Annotated in this window: 21 protein-coding genes and 2 pseudogenes; 14 read left to right on the top strand and 9 right to left on the bottom strand. The window is 71.9% G+C overall.

The annotated features are described in order from the left end of the window. Positions 1 to 71 precede the first annotated feature (71 nt). A pseudogene (locus tag ACWC09_RS08200) lies at positions 72 to 1174 on the bottom strand (GTP-binding protein). Positions 1175 to 1441: 267 nt separating this feature from the next. On the opposite strand from ACWC09_RS08200, the gene ACWC09_RS08205 reads away from it, so the two are divergent. Genes ACWC09_RS08205 through ACWC09_RS08235 form a run of 7 tightly spaced genes read left to right on the top strand, consistent with a single transcriptional unit; the run spans position 1442 to position 9018 of the window. Beyond that, positions 1442 to 1912, top strand: coding sequence for a (2Fe-2S)-binding protein (locus ACWC09_RS08205; protein ID WP_450849720.1), 471 nt, complete (start codon positions 1442 to 1444; stop codon positions 1910 to 1912). Further along, on the top strand, positions 1909 to 4278 hold the full coding sequence (locus tag ACWC09_RS08210; RefSeq protein ID WP_450849721.1) for a xanthine dehydrogenase family protein molybdopterin-binding subunit: 2370 nt from the start codon (positions 1909 to 1911) through the stop codon (positions 4276 to 4278). The genes ACWC09_RS08205 and ACWC09_RS08210 overlap by 4 nt, the downstream gene beginning before the upstream one ends. Then, positions 4275 to 5129 (top strand): FAD binding domain-containing protein, encoded by an 855-nt coding sequence (locus ACWC09_RS08215; protein ID WP_450849722.1) that lies wholly within the window; start codon positions 4275 to 4277, stop codon positions 5127 to 5129. Before ACWC09_RS08210 ends, ACWC09_RS08215 begins: the two co-directional genes overlap by 4 nt. A gap of 6 nt (positions 5130 to 5135) precedes the next feature. Continuing rightward, the gene (locus ACWC09_RS08220; protein WP_450849821.1) at positions 5136 to 6029 is read left to right on the top strand and encodes an AAA family ATPase; all 894 of its coding nucleotides are present in this window, start codon (positions 5136 to 5138) and stop codon (positions 6027 to 6029) included. Positions 6030 to 6034: 5 nt separating this feature from the next. Further along, entirely contained in the window at positions 6035 to 7300 is a 1266-nt protein-coding gene (locus ACWC09_RS08225) for a vWA domain-containing protein (RefSeq protein WP_450849723.1), read from the top strand. After that, positions 7293 to 8393: an XdhC family protein gene (locus tag ACWC09_RS08230; protein ID WP_450849724.1), complete on the top strand. Its 1101-nt coding sequence runs from the start codon at positions 7293 to 7295 to the stop codon at positions 8391 to 8393. The genes ACWC09_RS08225 and ACWC09_RS08230 overlap by 8 nt, the downstream gene beginning before the upstream one ends. 16 nt (positions 8394 to 8409) lie before the next feature. Beyond that, complete coding sequence (locus tag ACWC09_RS08235) at positions 8410 to 9018, top strand: SRPBCC family protein (RefSeq protein WP_450849725.1); 609 nt, start codon at positions 8410 to 8412, stop codon at positions 9016 to 9018. Positions 9019 to 9495: 477 nt separating this feature from the next. Here ACWC09_RS08235 and ACWC09_RS08240 read toward each other — a convergent pair whose 3' ends face one another. After that, complete coding sequence (locus tag ACWC09_RS08240; RefSeq protein ID WP_450849726.1) at positions 9496 to 9996, bottom strand: metallophosphoesterase family protein; 501 nt, start codon at positions 9994 to 9996, stop codon at positions 9496 to 9498. 138 nt (positions 9997 to 10134) lie between these two features. Between ACWC09_RS08240 and ACWC09_RS08245 the strand changes: the two genes are divergently transcribed. The 6 genes from ACWC09_RS08245 (at position 10135) to rfbC (ending at position 14436) form a co-directional block, all read left to right on the top strand. Continuing rightward, positions 10135 to 10596 (top strand): MarR family winged helix-turn-helix transcriptional regulator, encoded by a 462-nt coding sequence (locus tag ACWC09_RS08245; RefSeq protein ID WP_450849727.1) that lies wholly within the window; start codon positions 10135 to 10137, stop codon positions 10594 to 10596. A gap of 102 nt (positions 10597 to 10698) precedes the next feature. Then, positions 10699 to 10890: a hypothetical protein gene (locus ACWC09_RS08250; protein ID WP_450849728.1), complete on the top strand. Its 192-nt coding sequence runs from the start codon at positions 10699 to 10701 to the stop codon at positions 10888 to 10890. Continuing rightward, the gene (locus tag ACWC09_RS08255) at positions 10887 to 11165 is read left to right on the top strand and encodes a hypothetical protein (protein WP_450849729.1); all 279 of its coding nucleotides are present in this window, start codon (positions 10887 to 10889) and stop codon (positions 11163 to 11165) included. Before ACWC09_RS08250 ends, ACWC09_RS08255 begins: the two co-directional genes overlap by 4 nt. A 3-nt stretch (positions 11166 to 11168) precedes the next feature. After that, positions 11169 to 11753 (top strand): hydrolase, encoded by a 585-nt coding sequence (locus ACWC09_RS08260; RefSeq protein WP_450849730.1) that lies wholly within the window; start codon positions 11169 to 11171, stop codon positions 11751 to 11753. Positions 11754 to 11873: 120 nt separating this feature from the next. After that, the gene (locus tag ACWC09_RS08265; protein WP_450849731.1) at positions 11874 to 13829 is read left to right on the top strand and encodes a glycosyltransferase family 2 protein; all 1956 of its coding nucleotides are present in this window, start codon (positions 11874 to 11876) and stop codon (positions 13827 to 13829) included. Between the two features lie 4 nt (positions 13830 to 13833). After that, positions 13834 to 14436, top strand: coding sequence for a dTDP-4-dehydrorhamnose 3,5-epimerase (rfbC, locus tag ACWC09_RS08270; protein WP_450849732.1), 603 nt, complete (start codon positions 13834 to 13836; stop codon positions 14434 to 14436). Here the strand turns inward: rfbC and ACWC09_RS08275 are convergent. The 7 genes and pseudogenes from ACWC09_RS08275 to ACWC09_RS08305 form a co-directional block, all read right to left on the bottom strand. Continuing rightward, complete coding sequence (locus ACWC09_RS08275; RefSeq protein WP_450849733.1) at positions 14426 to 15229, bottom strand: class I SAM-dependent methyltransferase; 804 nt, start codon at positions 15227 to 15229, stop codon at positions 14426 to 14428. The genes rfbC and ACWC09_RS08275 overlap by 11 nt on opposite strands. After that, complete coding sequence (gene rfbD / locus ACWC09_RS08280; protein ID WP_450849734.1) at positions 15226 to 16098, bottom strand: dTDP-4-dehydrorhamnose reductase; 873 nt, start codon at positions 16096 to 16098, stop codon at positions 15226 to 15228. Before rfbD ends, ACWC09_RS08275 begins: the two co-directional genes overlap by 4 nt. Continuing rightward, positions 16095 to 17063, bottom strand: coding sequence for a dTDP-glucose 4,6-dehydratase (gene rfbB / locus ACWC09_RS08285; RefSeq protein ID WP_450849735.1), 969 nt, complete (start codon positions 17061 to 17063; stop codon positions 16095 to 16097). The genes rfbD and rfbB overlap by 4 nt, the downstream gene beginning before the upstream one ends. After that, positions 17060 to 18127, bottom strand: a complete 1068-nt coding sequence (locus tag ACWC09_RS08290; protein WP_450849736.1) for a glucose-1-phosphate thymidylyltransferase — start codon at positions 18125 to 18127, stop codon at positions 17060 to 17062. Before ACWC09_RS08290 ends, rfbB begins: the two co-directional genes overlap by 4 nt. A 107-nt stretch (positions 18128 to 18234) precedes the next feature. Beyond that, positions 18235 to 18414: a hypothetical protein gene (locus ACWC09_RS08295; RefSeq protein WP_450849737.1), complete on the bottom strand. Its 180-nt coding sequence runs from the start codon at positions 18412 to 18414 to the stop codon at positions 18235 to 18237. Positions 18415 to 18553: 139 nt separating this feature from the next. Continuing rightward, a pseudogene (locus tag ACWC09_RS08300) lies at positions 18554 to 18803 on the bottom strand (CBS domain-containing protein); the annotation flags it as partial. A 74-nt stretch (positions 18804 to 18877) separates the two neighbouring features. Then, positions 18878 to 21328: a SpoIIE family protein phosphatase gene (locus ACWC09_RS08305; protein ID WP_450849738.1), complete on the bottom strand. Its 2451-nt coding sequence runs from the start codon at positions 21326 to 21328 to the stop codon at positions 18878 to 18880. Positions 21329 to 21524: 196 nt separating this feature from the next. Here ACWC09_RS08305 and lanKC point away from each other — a divergent pair, with 196 nt between their 5' ends. Continuing rightward, positions 21525 to 24128, top strand: a complete 2604-nt coding sequence (gene lanKC, locus ACWC09_RS08310) for a class III lanthionine synthetase LanKC (RefSeq protein WP_450849739.1) — start codon at positions 21525 to 21527, stop codon at positions 24126 to 24128. Positions 24129 to 24168: the final 40 nt, after the last annotated feature.

A 24168-nucleotide genomic window follows, 5' to 3' on the forward strand; every position in this document is an offset into this window, starting at 1 on the left:
CCGGACACCGTCAATACTTCTGACTCTTGAGTAAGTTTCAGGATTTCCCCGCATGTTCTCTCCCGGGCGGCTCAACTCCCCACTCGGCGAGTCACGTTCAACAGGTACCCGTTGCGGTTGAGGGGGTTGGGATCAGTGCGCGGACGTTCGGGGACCGTTCCGTAGGTGATCGGTGCGTAGTGGTCGAAGGCGCTCTCCCACTCCCCCTCGCCACGCGTGAGTCCGGGCAGCCGACGGCTCAGCCCATGCACCTCACCGGCCGGCACAGCACCCTCCAGGACGCAGGCCGCGCCTCGCGTCACCGTCGTCTCCGGTACGGCCCGCAGCGCGGCCAGTACCGGCAGCAGGGCGCCCAGGGTGTCGGCCGGGGCCTCCACACGGAAGCGGTGCATCGGCTCGTACACCTGCGTGCCCGCCCGGCTCAGCGCCTCCATCAGGACGAGCGGGGTCAGGCCGCGGAAGTCGGCGCCGGTGCTGGACATGCTCTTGTCGAAGCCCTGGTGGGCGTGGCTCTGCCGGGCCCATTGACGTGCTCCCTGGCCTAAAGTCCAGGCGTTCCGGCCTGGGTCGTCTGACCCTTCCGGGGGCTTCCTGCGACATAGGCCGCAAGCAGCTCATCATCATGATCGGCAAGCACCTCGACCGCCGTCTCCGCGATCCCAGGAACAAACCGCGCACCCCCAGCACCCAGCCCCTCGACCACCCCCATCGGCACGATCGCCGACGTGAGCCGCTCGGAGATGGCGCGCAGCACACCCTCGTACCGCGCCCCACGGCGGTCGATCTTGTTGACGAAGATCAGCGTCGGAATGCGCAGCCGTTGAAGCGTCCGCATCAGGACGCGTGTCTGCGCCTGGACCCCCTCCACGGCCGAGACCACCAGCACGGCGCCGTCGAGGACGCCGAGCACGCGCTCCACCTCGGCGATGAAGTCCGGGTGGCCGGGGGTGTCGATGAGGTTGACCGTGACGTCGTCGTCGATCGGGAACGAGACGACGGCGGACTTGATGGTGATGCCGCGCTGCCGCTCCAGCGCGAGGGTGTCGGTCCGGGTGCTGCCGTGATCGACGCTGCCGATCTCGTCGATGACCCCGGCCGTGTGCAGCAGCCTCTCGGTGAGGCTGGTCTTACCTGCGTCGACGTGCGCGAGAATTCCGAGGTTGAGCAGATGCACCGAGTGTCATGTCCTTTGGGATGGGAGGGATTCCTTCCTGGGTGGACATGAACGCAGTGCGCATGAGTGCTCCTCGCTGAGTGACGGGACGACGGGTCTCCAGGAGTCCAGCAGAGCCGGTCCGCCACGGGCAATCGATTAACGCTCAACGAACCACGCCGTGGCACTCGCAGCCTCACGTGCGCGGTCATAGAGTGACGTACATCACGATCGGACGTTGTTTCCCCTTGATCCCCTCACTCCGCCCGCTCAGTCTCTGGAGGGCACATGACCCACATCTCGGTGAAGGTGGACGGCACGACGTACGAGGACGACGTGGAACCCCGCCTCCTCCTGGTCCACTACCTGCGCGATCGCCTCGGCCTGACCGGCACCCCCATCGGCTGCGACACCTCGAACTGCGGGGCGTGCACAGTCGAGTTGGACGGCGTCAGCGTCAAGAGCTGCTCCGTCCTCGCCGTCCAGGCGGACGGAGGTGAGGTGACGACGGTCGAAGGGCTGGCCCGCGACGGAGAACTCACTTCCCTGCAGCAGGCCTTCCACGAGAAGCACGCCCTCCAGTGCGGCTACTGCACTCCGGGGATGCTGATGGCCGCCCGTGACCTGCTGCGCGAGCACCCGCATCCCACCACGGAGGAGATCCGGCACGCCCTCGAGGGCAATCTGTGCCGCTGCACCGGCTACCAGAACATCGTGCGGGCCGTGCAGGCCGCCTCCGAACAGGAGGTTCCGGCATGAGTGAGACGGTGGAACACGAGGTCGGGCGCGCCCGGCCCCGCAAGGAGGACGCCCGGCTGATCACCGGCCAGACCAACTGGACCGACAACATCAGCGTCAACGGCCTGCTGCACCTGGCCATCCTGCGCAGTCCGATGGCCCACGCCCGCATCGAGCGGGTCGACGTCTCCCCCGCGCTCGAACGCCCGGGTGTCATCGCCGCGTTCAGCGGCGCCGACCTCGCGGAGGGACTCGGCTCCCTGCCGTGCGCCTGGCCGGTGACCGAGGACATCGTGCTGCCCGACCACCCGCCGATCGCCGTCGACGAGGTGCGCCACGCGGGCGACCCGGTGGCCGTGGTGGTGGCCCGCGACCGGTACGCGGCGGCCGACGCCCTGGAGGCGATCGAGGTCGACTACGAGCCGCTGCCCCCGGTCCTGGACCTGGAGGCGGCCCTCGCCGACGACTCCCCGCTGGTCCACTCCGACAAGGGCACCAACCGCTGCTACGTCTGGCCCCTCAAGACGGGCGAGGACTACGACTCCGTGCGGCAGCGCGCCGAGGTGACCCTCAAGCGCCGCTACCACCACCAGCGGCTCATCCCGAACGCCATGGAGCCGCGCGCGGTCGTGGTCACCCCGCTTGCCGCGTCCGGTGAGTACACGCTGTACTCGTCCACCCAGATCCCGCACGTCCTGCGGGTCATGATGGCCGTGGTCACGGGCATCCCCGAGCACAAGATCCGGGTGATCGCCCCCGATGTGGGCGGCGGCTTCGGCTCCAAGCTCCAGGTGTACGGCGAGGAGGCCCTCGCCCTGGCGGTCGCCCGCCGCATCGGCCGGCCGGTGAAGTGGACGGAATCCCGCTCCGAGGGCTACCTGGCCACCCACCACGGCCGCGGCATGATCCAGGACATCGAGATCGCCGCGAACCGGGACGGCAAGCTGCTCGGCCTCAAGGTCGACCTGCTCACCGACATGGGCGCGTACCTGATGCTGGTGACACCCGGCATCCCGATCCTGGGCGCCTTCATGTACCCGGCGATCTACAAGATGGACTCCTACGACTTCACCTGCACCGGCGTCTTCACCACCCGCACGCCGACCGACGCCTACCGGGGCGCCGGGCGCCCGGAGGCGACGTACGCCATCGAACGGATCATGGACGAGCTCGCCGTCGAACTCGGCCTGGATCCGGTGGAGTTGCGGCGCCGGAACTGGATCGGGCACGAGGAGTTCCCGTACACGTCGATCGCGGGACTGACCTACGACAGCGGCAACTACGAGGCCGCCACCGACAAGGCGCTCGCCCTCTTCGACTACGACAAGCTGCGCGCCGAGCAGGCGGACCGCAATCACCGGGGTGACTCCGTGCGGCTCGGCATCGGTGTGTCGACGTACACCGAGATGTGCGGGCTCGCACCGAGCCGGGTGCTGCGCGATCTGCGGTACGCGGCGGGCGGCTGGGAGGCGGCGAGCATCCGGATGCTGCCGACCGGCAAGGTCGAGGTGGTCACCGGCACCAGCCCGCACGGCCAGGGCCATGTGACCAGCTGGAGCCAGATCGCCGCCGATGTGCTGGGCGTGCCGTTCGAGGACGTCGAGGTCGTGCACGGCGACACCAAGGCGGCTCCGCAGGGCATGGACACCTACGGGTCCCGGTCGCTGGTGGTGGGCGGATCGGCGGTGCACCACGCGGCGGAGAAGGTGGTCGAGAAGGCGCGGAGGATCGCCGCGCATCTGCTCGAAGCGAGCGAGCAGGACCTGGAGTTCACGAACGGCGTGTTCTCCGTGAAGGGCTCGCCGGACGCCCGCAAGACGATCCAGGAGGTCGCCTTCGAGACGTTCACCTCGCACGACCTGCCCGACGGCATGGAGCCGTCGATCAACGCCGAGCACCTGGTCGACCCGGACAACTTCTCCTACCCGCACGGCACCCATCTGTGCGCGGTCGAGGTCGACACCGAGACCGGGCAGACGCGGATTCGGTCGTACGTGAGTGTCGACGACGTCGGCAGGGTGATCAACCCGATGATCGTCGAGGGGCAGGTGCACGGCGGCATCGCGCAGGGCATCGCCCAGGCGCTGTACGAGGAGGCCGTGTACGACGACGAGGGCAACCTGGTCACCGGCACGATGGCCGACTATCTCGTGCCGTCGGCGGCGGACCTGCCCGACTTCGTGACCGAGCGGACGGAGACCCCGGCCACCTCGAATCCCTTGGGGGTCAAGGGAGTCGGTGAGGCGGGCACGATCGCTTCGACGCCCGCCGTGGTCAACGCCGTCGTGGACGCGCTGCGGCCCTTCGGTGTCCACGACATCCGGATGCCCTGCACACCCGAGCGGGTGTGGCGGGCGGTTCGGTCCGGGAAGGAGGCTCAGTCATGATTCCTCCGGCATTCGAGTACGTCCGTCCGACGAGTGTCGACGACGCGGTGAGCGCGCTCGCGGACATCGGCGAGGACGCGAAGGTGCTGGCCGGTGGTCAGAGCCTGCTGCCGCTGCTGCGGCTGCGGCTGGCCTTCCCCGAGCTGGTCGTGGACGTCGGCCGTGTCCCCGAACTGCGTGGGGTGCGCGAGGACGGCTCCACGCTGGTCATCGGCGCGATGACCACCCACCACGACGTCATCCACGACCCCCTGGTCCGCCGCCACGCGGGCCTGCTGGCGGCCGCCACGGCGACGGTCGCGGATCCCGCCGTACGGCACCGGGGCACCCTCGGCGGCTCGCTCGCGCACGCCGATCCGGCCGGTGACCTGCCCGCGGTGGTGCTGGCGCTGGACGGCGAGCTGGTGGCCCAGGGGCCGCGCGGGCGGCGCACGATCGCGGCCGGCGACTTCTTCGTCGACTACCTCCAGTCGGCGCTCGAACCCGACGAGCTCCTGGTCGAGGTGCGGGTGCCGAAGGCGGACGGCTGGGGCTTCCACTACGAGAAGTTCCACCGGGTGGCCCAGTCCTGGGCGACGGTCGGCGTGGCCGCGCTGGTGCGGCGCGACGACGGCCATATCTCCGAGGCGCGGATCGGCCTCACCAACATGGCCTCGACCCCGCTGCGGGCCTCGGCGGCCGAGCAGGCACTGACCGGAGCCGGTGACGCGGACGCCGTGGCGCGGGCCGCGGAGTCCGCGGCGGAGGGCACCCGCCCGTCGCAGGACACATCGGCCTCGCCCGAGTACCGGGAGCATCTGGCACGGGTGCTGACCCGGCGGGCGGTGCTGGCGGCCTCCGGATTGGGGTGAGGACCGATCACGGACAGGCACGGCATCGACGGCCCGGAACAGGTGCGGGCCCGTCTGGAGGAGACGGGGTATCTCGTCGACGACGGGCTGGCCATCGCCTGTTTCCTGGCCCTGCGACTGCACCGGCCGATCTTCTGCGAGGGCGACGCGGGCGTCGGCAAGACCGCGCTCGCGTCGGCCCTGGCCGAGGCGCTGGGTGCGCCGCTGATCCGGCTGCAGTGCCACGAGGGCATCGACGCCTCGCAGGCCCTGTACGACTGGGACTTCCCGCGTCAGCTGCTGCATCTGCGGGCCGCCGAGGCAGCGGGGGTGAAGGACGCCGACCGGCTGGAGGGCGAGCTGTACGACCGGCGTTTCCTGGTCGCCCGGCCGCTGCTCAAGGCACTGGAGACACAGCCGTCGGTGCTCCTGGTGGACGAGATCGACCGGGCCGACGACGAGTTTGAGGCGTTCCTGCTGGAGCTGCTGTCGGAGTTCTCGGTGACCATCCCGGAGCTGGGCACGCTGCGGGCCGAGGTACCGCCCGTGGTCGTGCTCACCTCGAACCGCACACGGGAGGTGCACGACGCGCTGAAGCGGCGGTGCCTGTACCACTGGTTCGACCACCCGGGCTTCGCTCGCGAACTGGCCATCGTACGGCGGCGGTTGCCGGGTGTCTCGGCCCGGCTGGCGGAGCAGGTGACCACGCTGGTGCAGGCGCTGCGCGCCCAGGACCTGCTCAAGCCGCCGGGTGTGGCGGAGACGATCGACTGGGCCGAGGCCCTGGACGCGCTCGGCGCGAGCGAGGTCGACGCGGAGCTGGCGGTGGCGACGCTGGGGTCGGTGCTGAAGTACCGGGAGGACGCGGACCGGGCGCGGGGGCTGGACCTGGCCGCGGTGCTTGCGGCGCGAGGGGCTTGAGCGGCGTGGACGGTGGACGGCGGGCGGAGAGCCGGAGCGGGGGACCGGTCGGTGGCTGGGCCGACGCGGCCCTCCGGGCGGGCCCACGACTCGACCCACGCGAACCCGGCGCCCGTGCCGACGCCGTCCTCCTCGGCTTCGCCCGCGCCCTGCGAGCGGCCGGGGTCGACGCGAGCGCCGAACGCCTGCACACCTTCGTCCGGGCGGTGGACCAGCTGCGGCCCGGGATGCGGGCGGACCTGTACTGGGCGGGGCGGCTGACGCTCTGCGGCGGGCATGACGACCTGGAGCGCTACGAGCGGGTGTTCGCCGCCTACTTCGGCGAGGGTCCGTCCACCGCGCGGACGGTGGCCGCCGCTCCCCCGCCTCGGCTGCGGCTGGTCGTGGGGGACGGTCCAGTGCCTCGTACGACCGCCCGGGACCCGAGGGACGAGGCTCCACCCGCGGCCGCCCTCGCGAGTTCCACCGAGGTACTGCGCCACCGCGACGTCGCCGAACTCGGTGCCGCCGAGCGGGAGCAACTACGGCGTCTGCTGGCCGCGTTCACCCTGCGCGGCGAGACGCGTCGCAGTGCGCGGCGACGGCCCGCCCGGCGCGGGCCGGTCGATCCGCACCGGACCGTGCGGGAGCTGCTGCGCGGTGGCGGGGAGCCGGCGCAGCTCCGTCACCGCGCCCGGACCGCCCGGCCGCGTCGGGTCGTGCTGCTCGTGGACGTCAGCGGCTCGATGGCACCGTACGCGGATGTGCTGCTGCGCTTCGCCCACGCCGCCGCCCTGCTCCGGTTCGCGCCCGCTTCCGGCCGCGGCGCCCGTACCGAGGTCTTCACGATCGGCACCCGGCTGACCCGGGTGACCCGCGAACTCTCGCACCGCGACCCGGACTTGGCGATGGCCGCGCTCGGTGCGGCGGTGCCCGACTGGCGCGGTGGCACCCGGCTCGGTGAGCTGCTGCGCGAGTTCCTGGACCGTTGGGGGCAGCGGGGCATGGCGCGCGGGGCGGTCGTGGTGGTGCTGTCGGACGGGTGGGAGCGTGGCGATCCGGAGCTGCTCGGTGCCCAGATGCGACGCCTGCACCGGCTGGCGCACCGGGTGATCTGGGCCAATCCGCGCAAGGCGCGGCCCGGTTACGCTCCCTTGGCGGCCGGGATGGCGGCGGCGCTGCCGAGCGTGGACGCCTTCGTGGAGGGGCACAGCCTGGCGGCGCTGGAGCGGCTGGCGGCGGTGGTACGCGGGGCCGAACCGGCCCCGGTGGAAGGAGCGGAACGTGCGTGACATTCTTCCGGCGCTGAGCGACTGGTATGCGGCCGGCCGTCCGTTCGGGCTGGCGACGGTCGTGGCCGTCAGCCGCAGCGCGCCGCGCGATCCCGGTGCGGCGATGGCGGTGGGGCCCGGTGACGAGGCCGTGGGGAGCGTGTCCGGGGGCTGTGTGGAGGGCGCGGTGTTCGAGCTCGCCAAGGAGGTCGTGGAGAGCGGGGAGGCCCGGCTGGAGACCTTCGGGTACAGCGACGAGGACGCGTTCGCGGTGGGGCTGACCTGCGGGGGCGAGATCACCCTGCTGGTCCGGCCCGTCACGCACGAGACCGACCCCGGCTTCACGGCCGTCGCGGAGTCCGTCGCCGCGGGCCGCCCGGTGACCGTGGCGACGGTGACGGACGGCCCGGCGCGCATCGGGGCCACCCTCGCCGTCTGGCCGGAGGAGGTGTCCGGCACACTGGGCTCGACCGGCCTCGACGTGGCCGTCACCGCCGACGCCCGGGGTGAACTCGCCCTCGGCGCCACGGGGTTGCGGCACTACGGCCCGCACGGCGAGCGCCGCGAGGACGCGGTCACGGTCTTCCTGCACTCCTTCGCCCCGCCCCCGCGCATGCTGGTCTTCGGCGCCATCGACTACGCGGCCGCGGTCGCCCGCATCGGCAGCTTCCTCGGCTATCGGGTCACCGTCTGCGACGCCCGCCCGGTCTTCGCCACGCCGAAGCGCTTCCCGGGCGCCGTCGAGGTGGTCGTCGACTGGCCGCACCGCTATCTCCAGAGCACCGAGACCGACGAGCGCACTGTCGTCTGCGTGCTCACCCACGATCCCAAGTTCGACGTGCCGCTGCTGGAGGAGGCACTGCGCCGACCGGCCGCCTACATCGGTGCGATGGGCAGTCGCCGCACCCACGACGACCGCCTCAAGCGCCTGGTCGACGCCGGGCTCACCGAGGCCGAGCTGTCCCGACTGCGCTCCCCGGTCGGCCTCGACCTGGGCGCCCGTACGCCCGAGGAGGTCGCCGTCTCCGTCGCCGCCGAGATCGTGGCGCTGCGCTGGGGTGGCAGCGGCGCCCCGCTGACGGCCACCGCGGGGACGATCCACTCGTCGCCGTAACCCACTGGAGGAAGTCATGGAACTGCACCACGAGTTCACCGTGCCGGTCCCGGTCGACGACGCCTGGCGGACGCTCCTCGACATCGAGCGGGTCGCGCCCTGCATGCCCGGGGCGAGCGTCGAGGAGTACGACGGCAAGACGGTGGCCGGCTCGGTGAAGGTCAAGGTGGGCCCGATCACCGTGACCTACAAGGGCACCGCCGTCTTCGAGGAGCAGGACGAGACCGCGCACCGCATGGTGCTGATCGCCAGCGGCCGGGAGACCCGCGGCCAGGGCACCGCGCGGGCCACGGTGACCGGCACCCTGGCCGAACACGACGGCGGTACGGCCGTGTCGGTGCGTACCGACCTCACGGTGACCGGACGTCCGGCGCAGTTCGGGCGCGGGGTGATGGCGGAGGTGGGCGACCGGCTCGTCGGCCAGTTCGCCGAGTGCCTGTCCCAGCGGCTGGGCGAACCCGAGCAGGCCCCGGCCGAGGCCGAGGAGGAGCCGACGGAGGCCGAGCCGCTCGACCTGCTGCGCACGGCCGGGGTGCCGGTGGCCAAGCGTGCGGCCGTGGGGGTCGCGGCGGTCGTGGTGGTGGCGCTGGTCGTCGCGCGTGTGCGGCGCCGGCGGCGGAGGTGATCCTTCCGGGGGAGCCGTCCGTCCTCCGGCGCAGGTCGGGTGACGGCCCGGGAAAATCACCGGATGCGGATGTGTGGGGCGGCCCGAAAGGGGTAGCCACCGCACAACGAGGCATCATGCCTCCGCACAGCACCTCTGCGGGAAGGAGGTCCGTGACAGCGCACACTCGCAGCGCCCGGGCCGCTTGCCCACCTGTGCGGCGGCCCGGCCTTCGTGCGTCGCGCCGATCGGGTCACCTCTCGCCGCCCGGGAACAGCACACCGGGCAACAGGACCAGTGCCGGCACCGCGGCGGCCGCACAGAGGCCGGCGGCGCCGAGCGCGACGGCGTGGAAGCCCCGGACGAAACGTGCCCCGTCACCGGGCTGCCCGGCGACCGCGCCCGCCTCTTTGGTACAGCCGGGTCTGACAGTCCCTCGGACGGGACCGGATCGTCGACCGTGCCGGGTGCCCCGGGCAGCCGCTCCGAAACCGGGCCCTACCGCGGCGGCAGGCGGTGCAACTCCACCTCCGTGAGCCGCCCGTCGCCGACCGTGGCGGTCATGTACGTGCAGTGGGGCTGACGTCGGCGGTCGGTCGGCGATCCGGGGTTGAGCAGGCGCAACCCGCCGGGAGCGGTGGTGTCCCACGGGATGTGGCTGTGCCCGAAGACCAGCACGTCCAGCTCCGGGTACCGGGCCGCACAGCGCGCCTCACGGCCCTGCGCCGCTCCCGTCTCGTGCACGACGCCGAAGCGCAGGCCGCCGATCTCGGTGTACGCCACCTCGGGCAGCCGGGCCCGCAGGTCCGGCCCGTCGTTGTTGCCGTACACGCCGACGAGTCCGCGGCAGCGGCTCTCCAGCAGGTCGAGGGTGGCGGTGTCCACCCAGTCCCCGGCGTGGAACACGACGTCGGCGCGCGGGAGTTCGGCGAGGAGCCGCGCGGGCAGTTCCCTTGCCCGCTTCGGGAGGTGGGTGTCGGACATGAGCAGCAGGCGCACGCGGCCAGCCTAAGGTCCCAGCGCGCTCGGGGCGCGGGCCGAGCCGCGCGGGCCGATGGTCGATCAGTGATTCGATCTACAGACTGAACTGTTCAGTTCAGACTGGACAGTTTCAGCTGACGGCCCTACGGTGAGGGCATGGACCCAACGGCCACCGATCCTCCCGAGAGCATCACCGGCTCCGCAGCGCGTGCCGCGCGTGATCTGCGCGTTGTGTTCAGTCGGCTGCGCCGCCGGATCAGGGAGGTCGCGGAGGACGACGAACTCACCCCGTCGCAGGTCTCCGCACTCACCCTGGTCGCCAAGCACGGCGCCGCGACGGCGAGTGCGCTGGCCACCGCGGAGGGCGTACGACCGCAGTCGATGGCCACCACACTCGGCGCCCTGGACCGCCAGGGGCTGATCCGGCGCCGCCCCGACCCGGACGACGGCCGCCGCCAGCTCGTGACGCTGACCGACGCCGGCCGGCAGCGTGTGGAGGGCGACCGGCTGGCGCGCGAGGAGTGGCTGGCCCGGGCCGTGCAGGACCGGTTCACCGAGGACGAGCGGCACACGCTCCTGGCGGGGCTGGCACTGCTGGAACGGCTCACGAAGCCGTGATACCGAGCACCGAACGAAGGCCGGCTCCTCCCTCCAACGGCTTCGACCGGCGGCTCGTCGCGCCGATGCCCCTCGGGTCCGTGCCCAACCCGGTCGACTTCGATGATCGCCGTCGCACTGGTGCCCATAGGTGTCGCCTCCGGCGCGCCGTCCGCCCAAACGGCGTGGCTGGTCCCGGGGCTGTACCTGACCACCGCCGTCGGTCAGCCGGTGGCCGGGCGGCTCATGGACATGTACGGGCCTCGCCGCCCGCATCTCGTCGGCACCGGCCCGTCGGGTACCGCTCGGCGGTGATGGGCCTGCCTCGGGGCCTGATCGGGCTCGCGACCCAGAACTACCGGCAGGCCGAGCCGGAGCGCAGCGCCCCGGCCGCCGGTCTGCCGCGCACCGTCTCGTACCTCGGCGCGCTGGGGTCCTGCGCCGCCACCGCGGCCTTCTTCACCCACCGCACCGACACGCCCGGGCTGCACGAGTTGGCCCTGTTCATGCTCGCCGGGTCGGCGCTGCTCCTGGCGACCGCCCTGCCCGACCGTTCCCTCCGCACACGCGCACGCTCAGGAAAGGCCTGACCCATGACCGTCACCGCTCTCGACCCGCGCACCGCCCTCGTCGTGATCGACCTCCAGGCCGGCATCGCCGCCGCCCCCGTCCAGCCGTATACCGGCGCCGAGGTCGTCACCCGTTCGGCGCAGCTCGCCGACGCCTTCCGCGCCCAGGGGCTGCCCGTGGTGCTGGTCCGGGTCTCCTTCGCCGCCGACGGCGGGGACATGGTCCCCGGCCGCACCGAGGCGGCCGGCCGCGGCGGGACCCGTCCGGAGGGCTGGGACGTGATCGTCGCTGAACTGGCCGGGCACGCCGGCGACATCACCGTCACCAAGCGCAACTGGGGTGCCTTCCACGGCACCGGCCTCGACGTCCAGCTGCGCCGCCGCGGTGTCACACAGATCGTGCTGACGGGCATCGCCACCAGCATCGGCGTGGAGTCCACCGCGCGGGCCGCGTACGAGCACGGCTATCACGTCACTCTGGCCACCGACGCGATGAGCGACATGAGCCCCGAGGCCCATCTCAACAGCGTGGAGCGGATCTTCCCGCGGCTGGGCGAGACCGGCACCACGGCCGAGATCCTGGAGCTGCTCGCCAAGACGCACGGCTGATCCGACCACGAACGGGCGTTCGAGGGAGGGGCGGAGTGGGGCCGGGGTCCCCGGCCGGGTTAGCATCTGGCCACCGCACCATCACGCACGGCAAGCGAACCGAGGGGGCTCGGAAGCCCGATGCCGGTCAAGGTCAGCGTCATCGTCCCGGTCTACAACCCGGGGCCCTACATCGAGGACTGCATCACCTCGTTGCTGGAGCAGTCCCTGCCTCCCGACGAGTACGAGGCGATCTTCGTCGACGACGGCTCCACCGATGCCACGCCGGCCCGGCTCGACGAACTCGCGGCCAAGGAGCCGCGGGTCCGGGTGATCCACCAGGAGCCCTCGGGCTGGTCGGGCAAGCCGCGCAACGTCGGCATCGAGGCCGCCCGCGGCGAGTACGTGATGTTCGTCGACAACGACGACAGCCTCGGCACCGAGGCCCTGGAGCGGATGTACGGCTACGGGGTGGCCAACGGCGCCGATGTGATCGTCGGCAAGATGGCCGGCAAGGGCCGTCAGGTGCCGGTGGAGCTGTTCCGCAAGAACCGGCCGCGCGCCTCCGTCGAGAACGCCCCGCTGATCGACAGCCTCACCCCGCACAAGATGTTCCGCAAGGCGTTCCTCGACGAGACCGGTCTGCGCTTCCCGGAGGGCCGGCGGCGGCTGGAGGACCACGTCTTCGTGGTGGAGGCGTATCTGCGCGCCGCGAACGTCTCCGTGATCGGCGACTACGTCTGCTATTACCACATCCGGCGCGACGACGAGGCGAACGCCGGCATCCAACAGTTCGATCCCGTCGGCTACTTCAAGAACCTGCGCGAGGCCCTCGACGTCGTCGAGGAGTACACCGAGCCGGGGCCGGTGCGCGACTCCCTGCACCGGCGGTGGCTGCGGGTGGAAATGGTGGAGCGACTGCGCGGCAAACGCTTCCTCAAGATGCCGGAGGACTACCGTCGCAAGCTGTTCGAGGAGATCCACCACATCGCCGGCGAGCGGTTCGGTCCCGGTGTCGCGGCCGGTCTGCAGGCGACCCAGCAGGTCGTCGCCGCGCTGATCGCCGCCGACCGCTACGACGACGTGGTGGCGTTCGCCGAGTGGGAGGCCGGGCTCACCCTCAAGCCCGCGCCCGGGAAGCTGGAGTGGCGGGACGGCAAACTACGGATCGACGTGGCCGCCGAATTCACGGCGGGCGGCGCCGCGTTGGCGTTCCCCGGCGGCGGGGTCCGCGCCCCGCTGGACGGGCCGCCGCGTGACGTCGCCGAGGCCAAGATCTGGGTCTGCGCGGACACCGTCGACCGGTTCGGCAAGGCCACCCTGGACCTGCTGGTGCGCGAACGGTCCACCGCCGCCCAGTACTTCCAGCCCATCGAGGTCACCCGGGAGATCGTGCCGGTCGAGGACAGCGGGAACGTCCGGCTGGTCCTGCGGGCCACGGCCACCGTCGATCCGGCCGCCGTGGTGGACGGCGGCCCGCTGCGCGTCGGGTTGTGGGACACCTACGCCCGGGTCAGGCTGGGCGGCTGGAGCAAGGAGGCGCGGATCGGACCGGGGCCGGGCAGGGCCCGTGCCGCCGCGCCCGCCGCCGTCGTGGGCGGGCATGTGGTGCTGCCGTACTGGACCGACCCGCACGACAACCTCTCCCTGGACGTGGACCGCGCGAACAAGCGCCTCGGCCTGGAGCGGCTCGACCTCGAGACCGTCAGCGTCTCCGGGGCCCGGCTCCGCGCTCCCCTGCCGCTGCACGTCCACGAGGAGACCTCCGTACTGCTGCGGCTGACCTCGTCGGGCCGCTCCGTGGACACGACCGGCACACTGTCCCCGTCCGGGGAGGGGGCGCTGCTCGAAGTGGCCCTGCCCGTCGGCGAGTTGAGCGGCGCGACCTGGCGGACCGCGTTCTCCGCGGCGCCCGACGCCGCCGAACCGCGCTTCCTCCCGCTGCCGCTCGCCCTGCGTGCGGACACCGACTCGGTCAAGGTGGTACCGAACCCCGGACCGTCGGCTCTGAGCCGACTGGCCCGCAAGGCACGGCGAGTGCTCGCCGCGGTCCTCGGGCGGCGTACGGCATCCGGTTCCAAGGCTCGAAAGGCGTGACAGCGTGCGATCACTAGGGATAGCGGGCGCCTGGGCGCTTGAACCGAAGGTCTTCCCGGACGAGCGGGGCAGCTTCCACGAGTGGTATCGCGGGGAGGAGTTCCGCGAGGCCACCGGGTACGACCTCTCCCTCAAGCAGGCCAACTGCTCGGTCTCCCGCTGGGGCGTGGTGCGCGGCGTGCACTTCGCGGACGTGCCGCCCGGGCAGGCCAAGTACGTCAGCTGCGTGCGCGGCGCGATCCTGGACGTCGTGGTCGACCTGCGTGTCGGCTCACCCACGTTCGCGCAGTGGGAGGCGGTGCGCCTCGACGACGACACCCGGCACGCCCTGTTCATCGCGGAGGGGCTCGGGCACGCCTTCATGGCCCTGACCGACGACGCGACCGTGGTGTACCTGACGTCGGAGGGCTACGCGCCCGAGCGCGAGCACGCCGTGCACGCCCTGGACCCGGACCTGGGCATCACCTGGCCCGAGGGCATCACTCCGCGGCTGTCGCCGAAGGACGAGGAGGCCCCGTCGCTGGCCGAGGCCCGGGAGGCCGGGCTGTTGCCGTCGTACGAGGCCTGCACCGCCTACTACGAGACGCTCCGGGGCGTCAGCGGCTGACGGCGTACGGCTCCAGGGCCGTACGCAGCGCGTCCCAGCCGCGGCCACGCTTCAGGCCCCGGTTGCGGGCGCGCACCAGCGGCCGCCAGAAGTCGGCCTCCAGCAGGGTCTCCGGCTTGACCGCCTTCACGCGCTCCAGAACCGCCTCGGGCACCTTCTGCGGGTCGGGCACCTCGAACTCGGCGATGATCTCGTCGTACTTGTCCTTGAGGACGGTGCTGGTGTGGTCGGCGCCGAAGACCACCAGCTGGCCGGTGGGCTGGGTGTCGACCAGGACCGTCACCAGGTCGGGGCGGTAGCGGTTCAGGATCTCGATGACCTTGTAGACATCACCGGTCCAGGCGTCGGTGTGCCGGTCACGGGCGGCCTCGTCGATGCTGCGCGGCAGCATGTCGTCGAAGACGATCACGCTGGACCAGTCGGCGTGCTTCTCGATGTTGATGAAGTCCCGCAGCGCGTACTCGAACAGGTGCATGCCGTCGATGAAGGACAGGTCGAGGGTGGTGCGCCGCCAGTACCCGAGCGGGCTGCGGCCCCGGCGCAGGTTGCGCACCGGGTGGCGGCCGCCCTTGAGGTGGGCGAGGGGGTTGTCGCGGGCGAAGAAGTCGTCGCTGGTGGCCTTCACCAGGTGGACGTCGCACTTGATCTCCGTGACCACCTTGAAGGCGGGGTCGATCGCGATGCTGGGCACCCTCGACAGCTTGAGGCTGCGTCCGTCGTTGACTCCGATCTCCAGGTAGTTGCGGTTGGCGGTGGCCTTGTGCAGGCCCCGCAGGAATTCGTGACGCTTCACGAAGGGGACTCCTTGCGGATCAGGGGAAGGGCTTCGTGCAGGGCGGCGCGCCAGTCGCGCAGCGGCGGCAGACCGAGCTCCCGCCAGCGGCCGTGGGCGAGGACGCTGTACGCGGGCCTGGGCGCCGGGCGGGGGAAGGCCTCGCTGCCGACCGGCCGCACCCGGTCGGGGTCGGCGCCGAGGCCGCGGAAGACCTCGCGGGCCAGCTCGCACCAGGTGGCCTCGCCGGAGCTGGTGGCGTGCAGGACACGGCTCGCGCCCCGGCCCACGTGGGGGCCGAGGTCGGCGACGCGTGCGGCGACGTCGGCGCTCCAGGTGGGCTGACCGCGCTGGTCGTCGACGACGTCGAGGGTGTCGCGACGGGACTCCAGGTCGATCATCGTGCGGACGAAACTACGCCCGTGGACCCCGTAGAGCCAAGCGGTTCGCACGATTGCGCTCGATGAGGGGAGCTCCTCGGCCACGGCCAGCTCTCCGGCCAGCTTGGTACGGCCGTAGGCGGTGCGCGGGGCCGTGGGGTGGTTCTCCGGGTACGGGGTGTCGGCGTCGCCCGCGAAGACGTAGTCGGTGGAGACGTGGATCAGACGGGCGCCGAGGGCCGCGCAGGCGCGGGCGAGGTGGCGGGGTCCGTCGCCGTTGATCCGCAGGGCCTGCTGCTCGTCGGTCTCGGCGTCGTCGACGGCCGTGTACGCGGCGCAGTTGACGACGAGGTCGGGGCGCCGGTCGGCGAGCACCGCCTCGACCGCGTCCTGCCGGGTGATGTCCAGGGCAGCGTGGTCGAGGCCCGTGACGTCCTCGCCGCGCCGGGTCAGTTCGTCGACCGTGTCCCGGCCGAGCATGCCGCCGGCCCCCGTGACCAGCCACCTCATGCCGACCGCCGCTTCAGGGGCTCCCACCAGGCGCGGTTGTCGCGGTACCAGGCGATCGTGTCGGCGAGGCCGGTGGCGAAGTCGTGGCGCGGGCGGTAGCCGAGTTCGTCCCGGGCCTTGCTCCAGTCGACCGAGTAGCGCAGGTCGTGGCCCTTGCGGTCCTCGACGTACTCGACCATGTCCCAGTCGGCCCCGCAGGCCTCCAGCAGCAGCCCGGTGAGCTCCTTGTTGCTGAGTTCGGTGCCGCCGCCGATGTTGTACACCTCCCCCGGGCGCCCCTTCGTGCGCACCAGTTCGACGCCCTGGCAGTGGTCCTCGACGTGCAGCCAGTCGCGGACGTTGAGGCCCTCGCCGTACAGCGGGACCTTCTTGCCGTCCAGGAGGTTGGTGACGAACAGCGGGATGACCTTCTCGGGGTACTGGTGGGGGCCGTAGTTGTTGGAGCAGCGGGTGACGCGGACGTCCAGGCCGTGGGTGCGGTGGTAGGCGAGGGCGAGGAGGTCCGAGGAGGCCTTGGAGGCGGAGTACGGGGAGTTGGGCTGCAGCGGGTGGGTCTCGGGCCAGGAGCCCTCCCCGATGGAACCGTAGACCTCGTCGGTGGAGATGTGCACGAAGGGGCCGACCCGGTGGCGCAGGGCCGCGTCCAGCAGGGTCTGGGTGCCGACCACGTTGGTCAGGACGAAGTCGGTCGCGCCGCTGATCGAGCGGTCCACGTGGGACTCGGCGGCGAAGTGCACCACCTGGTCGGCCTCGGCGACGAGCTTGTCGACCAGTTCGGCGTCGCGGATGTCGCCCTGGACGAACTCCAGCCGGGGATGGTCGAGTTCGAGGTTGTCGAGGTTGCCGGCGTAGGTGAGCTTGTCCAGCACGGTGATCGTCGGCGCGTCGGGCACCGCGGAGGCGAGCAGGGTGCGGACGTAGCAGGAGCCGATGAAACCGGCGGCACCGGTGACGAGAAGGTTCATGTATGGATCTGCACCTTGCTGTGGTCGCCGAGGACGAGACGGTGGGCGCTGGGGACACTGGGGGCCGGGGTCACCTCGACGTGCCGGCCGATGAGGGAGTTCTCGATCCGGCCGACCCCGAGGATCGAGGAGTCGCGCAGCACGATGGAGAACTCCAGCTCGCTGTCGGTGATCCGGCAGTTCTCCGCGACGGAGGTGAAGGGGCCGACGTAGGAGTCCTGCACGACGGTCCCGGCGCCGATCACGACCGGGCCGACGATCCGTGAGCGCTCGACCCGCGCGCCCTCCTCCACCACGACCCGCCCGATCGTCTCGGACTCCTCGTCCACCTCGCCGTCGATACGGCGGTCCATGGCCTCCAGGACGGTCCGGTTGACCTCGAGCATGTCGACGACGTTCCCGGTGTCCTTCCAGTACCCCTTGATGACCGTGCAGCGCACGTCGGCTCGGTCGTCGATGAGGTGCTGGATGGCGTGGGTGATCTCCAGTTCACCCCGCCAGGAGGGGCGGATGGCGCGGACGGCCTCGTGGATGAGGGGCGTGAACAGGTACACGCCGACGAGGGCGAAGTCGCTCTTGGGGTGCTCGGGTTTCTCCTCCAGGCCGATGACCTGGCCGGAGCCGTCGAGTTCGGCGACGCCGAAGGAGCGGGGGTCGGCCACCTGGGTGAGCAGGATCTGGGCGTCGGGCCGGTTTCTGCGGAACTCGTCGACGAGGGCGGTGATGCCCCCGACGATGAAGTTGTCACCCAGATACATCACGAAGTCGTCGTCGCCGAGCCAGTCCCGCGCGATCAGTACCGCGTGGGCCAGCCCGAGGGGCCGCTCCTGGGGAATGTAGGTGATCTCCAGACCGAACTTGGATCCGTCACCGACCGCTTCCTGGATCTCCTCGGCGGTGTCACCGACGATGACACCGACCTCGGTGATACCGGCGGCGGCGATGGACTCCAGTCCGTAGAAGAGAACAGCCTTGTTGGCCACGGGCACGAGCTGCTTGGCCGACGTATGCGTGATCGGCCTCAATCGAGTACCGGCACCGCCGGACAGCACAAGAGCCTTCATCTGCTTCACCATAGCGTCGATCGCCGTAAAGCGTCCGTTTCGTCGGACGGCCTGCTGCTACGACCGTGCTGTGCCGGCGGCTGAGGGGCGGGCGGCGCGGGAGCCGGTCAGTCCTCGCCCCGCACGATGTTCCCGTCCGTGCCCGAGAGGGCCGTTCGGGTGGTGGCCTCGTCGACGACGGCCGGCAGACAGGTCCGCAGGACACCCTTGCCCCGCAGACGCCGGGCCTTCGACCAGCCGGTCTCCGGTCGACGGACGACGGGCTTCTCACTGGCGTGCGCGGTCACGACGGTTCATCTTCCTTCTGCGTCAGAGTCTGCCGACCGAGTCCCCGGCGGCTCCCCGGCCAAACACCACGCCGACGGCCCGCACCGAGGGAGCCGCGGCAAACACCCGCCCGTGGGCCCCGTTCGAGTGCTCGGGTGGGGGCCGGGCAACACTGATACCGCCGAGGGCCGACTCCGGGTCGCGCTCCATCGCCAGGTCGCCCGGGGAGACCATGCCGACGGGGCGGCCAGGGGTCGACGACCGGGACACGGCGCACGGCGTGCTCGCGCATGAGGCGGATCGCGCTGTCCAGGTCGTCCTCGGCGGCCACGGTGACCAGGTCATCGCCGAGTGCGAAGGCCACGGTGGTCTGTTCGGGGTCACCGACCTCGGTGAGCAGCCGCACCACCCTGCTCAGGCGGTCCCGAGCGCCCGAACAGGACGCCCTGGCCAAGCAGTTGCTGCGGCTGATCACGGCCAACGTCACGGACGGCTGAGCCCGATCTCGGCCCACACCTGCTTGCCGCCGCTGACCGGAACGGACCCCCACGTCTCCGACATGGCCTCGACGAGGAGGATGCCGCGACCGCCGGTGGCCTCCCAGCCGATGTTGGTCGGCTGGGCGGGAGTGCGGGGCGAGGTGTCGGCGACCGAGACGCGCAGCAGGTTGTCGAGAAGGGTGAGGTCCAGACGGACCTGGCCGCCGGTGTGCACGAGGGCGTTGGTGGTCAGCTCGGACACGACGAGCAGGATGGTGTCCTGGTCGTCCTGGGCCACGCCCCAGGAGCGCAGGGTGCGCCGGGTGAAGCGGCGGGCGTGTCCGACGGCCTGGGGGACGCGCCACACCGTCCAGCTCTCGCGCAGCGGACGCAGTGCCATGCCGTCGTAGCGCAGCAGGAGCAGGGCGACGTCGTCGCTGCGGTGGGCGTTGCCGAGCAGGGCGTCGGCGACCAGGCCGAGGTGGGCCGGGTCGGACACGGAGAGTTCGTGGGCGAGGCGGTCGAGACCGGTGTCGATGTCCGTCTCCGCGGACTCCACGAGGCCGTCGGTGGTCAGGGCGACCAGGGTGCCGGGGCGCAGCCGGAGCACGCTCAGCGGGAAGTCGGCCTGGGCCATGACGCCGAGGGGCGGTCCACCGTCCGTCTCCGGGATCTCCGTGGAGCCGTCCGGGTGACGCAGCACCGGCGGCAGGTGGCCTGCGCGGACGTACCAGGCGGAGCCCTCCTCCATGTCGACGTCGACATAGCAGCAGGTGGCGAAGAGGTCGGTCTCGATGTCCAGCAGCAGGCGGTTGGCGTGGGAGACGACCACGTCCGGCGGGTGCCCCTCGACGGCGTAGGCGCGCAGGGCGGTGCGCATCTGGCCCATGAGGGTGGCGGCGGCCGTGCTGTGGCCCTGGACGTCGCCGATGACGAGGGCGACGTGGTTGCCGGGCAGCGGGATCACGTCGTACCAGTCGCCGCCGACCTCCAGTCCCGCGGTCGCGGGCAGATAGCGGGCGACGGCGACCGCGCCGGGCAGCTTGGGCAGACGGCGCGGGAGCAGCTGGCGCTGGAGCATGCCGACGAGTTCGTGCTCGGCGTCGAAGGCGTGGGCGCGCATCAGGGCCTGACCCGCCAGGCCGGCGGAGGCGGTGAGCAGGGCGCGCTCGTCGGGGCCGAAGTCGTGCGGGGTGTCCCAGCCGATGACGCAGGCGCCGGCCATGCGGTTGCCGGCCGGGAGCGGCAGGACGGCAAGGCCGCCGGGGCCGACGTCGGCGAGCGCGTCCTCCAGGGCGGTGCCGGCCGGCCAGATCTGGGCGCGGCCCTCGCGCAACGCGGCGGCCAGGGTCGGCATGGCGCGCACCGGCGCGTCGGGCCACTCGGAGCGCCACTCCAGGCGCCACAGCTCGGGCCACGACTCCGGCTCGGGCGGGTCGAGGACGGTGACGACGAGCCGGTCGCCCTCCAGCTCGGCGAGCGCGATACGGTCGGCCCGCAGCGGCTTGCGCAGGGCGGCCACCACGGCCTGGCTGACGTCGCGGACGGTGCCGGCGGTGGCGAGGGCGGCGGCCAGGCGCTGGACGCGGGCCACGTCGGTGACGTCGGAGCGCAGCGAGGAGGCGTCGGCGACCGTTCCCACGAGCCGCGCGGGCCGGCCCTCGCCGCCGGGCACCAGACGCCCGCGCAGTCGCAGCCATTTCGGCGGTCCGGACGGCTGCAGCACCCGGAACTCCAGCTCGCGCTCGCCGATCGACATGTGGTCGGCCTCGACGACGGACATCAGTGAGGGCAGGTCCTCCGGCACGGTCAGGCCCAGCAGGGTCTCCACCTTGCCGTCGAACCCGTCCCGGGTGAGGGCGAACAGCCCCAGGATGTCGTCGCCGACCTCGACCCGGCCGGTGTCCATCGCCAGGCTGAAGGCGCCCGCGGGCAGTTCGCCGCCCTCCGTGCCGCGGGACGGGGCGGGGCTGCCGACCATGTCGGCGATCAGCTCCAGACACTTGCGGTCGTCGGTGTCGAAGCCGTCGGGGCGCTCACTGATGGCCAGGAGCCAGCCTCCGCCGTCGTCCCCGTGCGCGGGCAGCACCGCCATATGGAAGTCCCGCGAGGGCGTGCGCCGGGCCTCCGCGCCCTCGGCGAGCTCCTTGGGCCCGAGCCAGACCGCGCCGCCCGAGCGGTGGGCGTCGGCCACCGCGGAGTGTCCGGAGCGGGGGTAGCTGTCGCGCAGCCCGAACAGCGTGCGCGGCACACCCGCCGACTCGACCAGGCACAGCAGCTCGCCGTCCTGGCTCGGCGAGTACACGGCGGCGCAGGCCGCACCGGCGTAGACGAGCGTCTGTTCCAGCACACGACGGACCCGTTCGGGCGAGGCCGGACCGCTCGTGAACGCTTTCAGGGCAGCCTCGGCACGCAGGATTCTCGTTCTGCGTCCCTCCGCGCCCTCAGTGACCACGTCCGCAATTACAGCGCGTATGTGGCGCGTGCGCAGCCCCTGTGAGCATTCCGTGGAGGTCAGTGGGCGTGTCCGGTCGAAACGCACCGAACATGACTTGACGCATGCGTACCGCACGGTGATCTCGTGACAGACGTGACTGTCCCGGGCCGTCCGATGGCTGGAAGTGTCGATGCCGGGCCACGGAGGGGGTTCGATGGACAAGCGGTACGAGGTGTACGCACTGGCGGACAGACACTTCTACGAGACGCCGGACCGGCTCTCGGCGGCCGGTGAGCAGTCCGCGCCCGAGTTCGACACGGCCCGCCGTGAGGTGCCCGAGGGCTGGGCGGCGGCGCGGATCGGCGACTGGCTGACGCTGACGCCGCTGGACGCGGACGGGAACCCGGTGGAGGGGCCGTCCCAGGGCTGGAAGATCCACGCCTCGGCCACCCGGGAGAACGCCGAGCGGATCGCCGCGATCGTGTGGGACCACTGCGTACCGCGTCGCATCCCGTTCAAGTTCGTGCCGGGACCGCATCTGCTGCATCTGCGCAACACCAAGTACGCGGGCCGTGACACCAGCGGCAAGTTCGTCACGATCTACCCGGCCGACGAGGAACAGCTGCACCTCGTACTGCGCGAGCTGGGCAGCCTGCTGGAGGGCTTCGAGGGGCCGTACATCCTCACCGATCTCCGCTGGTACGAGGGTCCGCTCTACGTCCGTTACGGCGCCTTCGCGCGCACCTTCACCGTCGACGAGCGGGGCTCGCTCGTGCCGGCGGTGCGGGACGGCGAGGGCCGGCTGGTGCCGGACCGCAGGGCACCGTCCTTCGACGTACCCACGTGGGTGACGCTGCCGGAGTTCCTCCAGCCGCATCTGGCGGCGCGCAACAACACGACGGTGGGCGAGCTGCCGTACCGGATCGAGAAGGCGATGCACTTCTCCAACGGCGGCGGGGTGTACGCGGGCACCGACACCCGTGACGGGCGCAAGGTGGTCCTCAAGGAGGGGCGGCCGCACGCGGGGCTGGCCTCGGACGGGGCGGACGCGATCGCGCGGCTGGAGCGGGAGAAGGCCGCGCTGGAGCAGGTGGCGGGTACCGGTGTGGTGCCCGAGGTGCGGGACTGGTTCACGCTGGGCGACCACCGGTTCCTGGTCATGGACTTCGTCGAGGGGCGTCCGCTCAACTCGTTCTTCGCCGAGCGCCATCCGTTGCTGACGCCGGACCCGGACCCGGATGCCGTGCGGGCCTACGCCGAGTGGGCGGTGCACATCCACGGGGCCGTCGAGCGCGCGGTGGAGGCGGTGCACGCGCGCGGGATCGTCTTCAACGACCTGCACGTCTTCAACATCATGGTCGCGCCGGACGAGGAGTCGGTCTTCCTCATCGACTTCGAGGCGGCGGCCCCGGTGACGGAGAACGGCCGCCAGGTGGTCGCCCACCCCGGCTTCTTCGCCCCGCCCGACCGCACCGGCACCGATGTCGACCGGTATGCGCTGGCCTGCTTACGGCTCGCGCTGTTCCTGCCCGTGACCACGCTGTTCGTGGTCGACCGGGGCAAGGCGGCCCATCTCGCCGAGGTGGTCGCCGAGCAGTTCCCGGACGTGCCGAGGGAGTTCCTGGACGAGGCGGTCGCCGAGATCACGCGGGGCGGGGGCGTGGCGGCACCGGCGTTCGTCCGCCCCGAGGACCGGCCGCACAGCCATGACTCCATGGTCAAGGCGATCCTCGCCTCGGCCACCCCGGAGCGCGACGACCGGCTCTTCCCGGGCGACATCGCCCAGTTCTCCGACGGCGGCGGCCTCGGACTCGCCCACGGCGCGGCCGGCGTGCTGTACACGCTCGCCGAGGCGGGCGCCGAGCGCTACGAGGAGGGCGAGCGCTGGCTCCTCGCCCACACGGACCCGGCGCCGGCGGGCACGCCGCTCGGCCTCTACGACGGTCTCGCCGGCGTCGCCCACGTCCTCGCCCGGCTCGGCCACCGCCGGCGGGCCCTGGACCTGGTCGAGGGCATCGTCGCCGAGAAGTGGCGGCACCTCTCCTCCGACCTCGACGGCGGCCTGGCCGGCCTCGGCCTGGTCCTCGGCGAACTGGCGCGCACCACGGGCGAGTCGGAGCTGCGGGAGCGTGCCGCCGAGGTCGCGGACCTTCTCGTACGACGTCTCGCGGAACCGCTGCCCGAGACGGGGGTGCGGCGCCGGCGGGCCGGGTTGCTGCGAGGGGCGAGCGGGCCCGCGCTGTTCCTGCTGCGGCAGTACGAGCGGACCGGCGACGAACGGCTGCTGGAGGCTGCCGGAGTGGCGCTGCGCCGGGATCTGGACAGCTGTGTCGTGCAGAAGAGCGGTGGCGGCCTCGAGGTCGACGAGGGCTGGCGGACCCTGCCGTATCTCGGGGACGGCAGCGCAGGGATCGGGATGGTCCTCGACGACTATCTCGCGCACACCGCCGACGCGGAGTTCGAGAAGGCGCGTGCCGGTATCCTCACCGCCGCGACCTCCCGCTTCTACGCGCAGCCCGGTCTCTTCCAGGGCCGTGCCGGGATGATCCTGCACCTCGGCCGCACCACACAGCCGGAGGCGACCCAGCGGCAGTTGACCGAACAGATCGCCGCACTGGGCTGGTACGCGATGGCGTACGAGGGCCAACTGGCCTTCCCCGGGCACCAGATGATGCGGCTCTCCATGGACCTCGCGACCGGAACGGCAGGGTGTCTGCTCGCGCTCGACGCGGCCTCCCGAGGCTCCGCTCACCTGCCGTTCCTCCCGCCGCTGCGGCGGCCCACGAAGACGCGGCTCCGCGACCTGACGGAGTCGTGACGCAACCCCGTCCCCACGGGTGACAGAGAAGAAGGAAGGA

The sequence above is a fragment of the Streptomyces sp. NPDC001617 genome, from assembly GCF_053596855.1.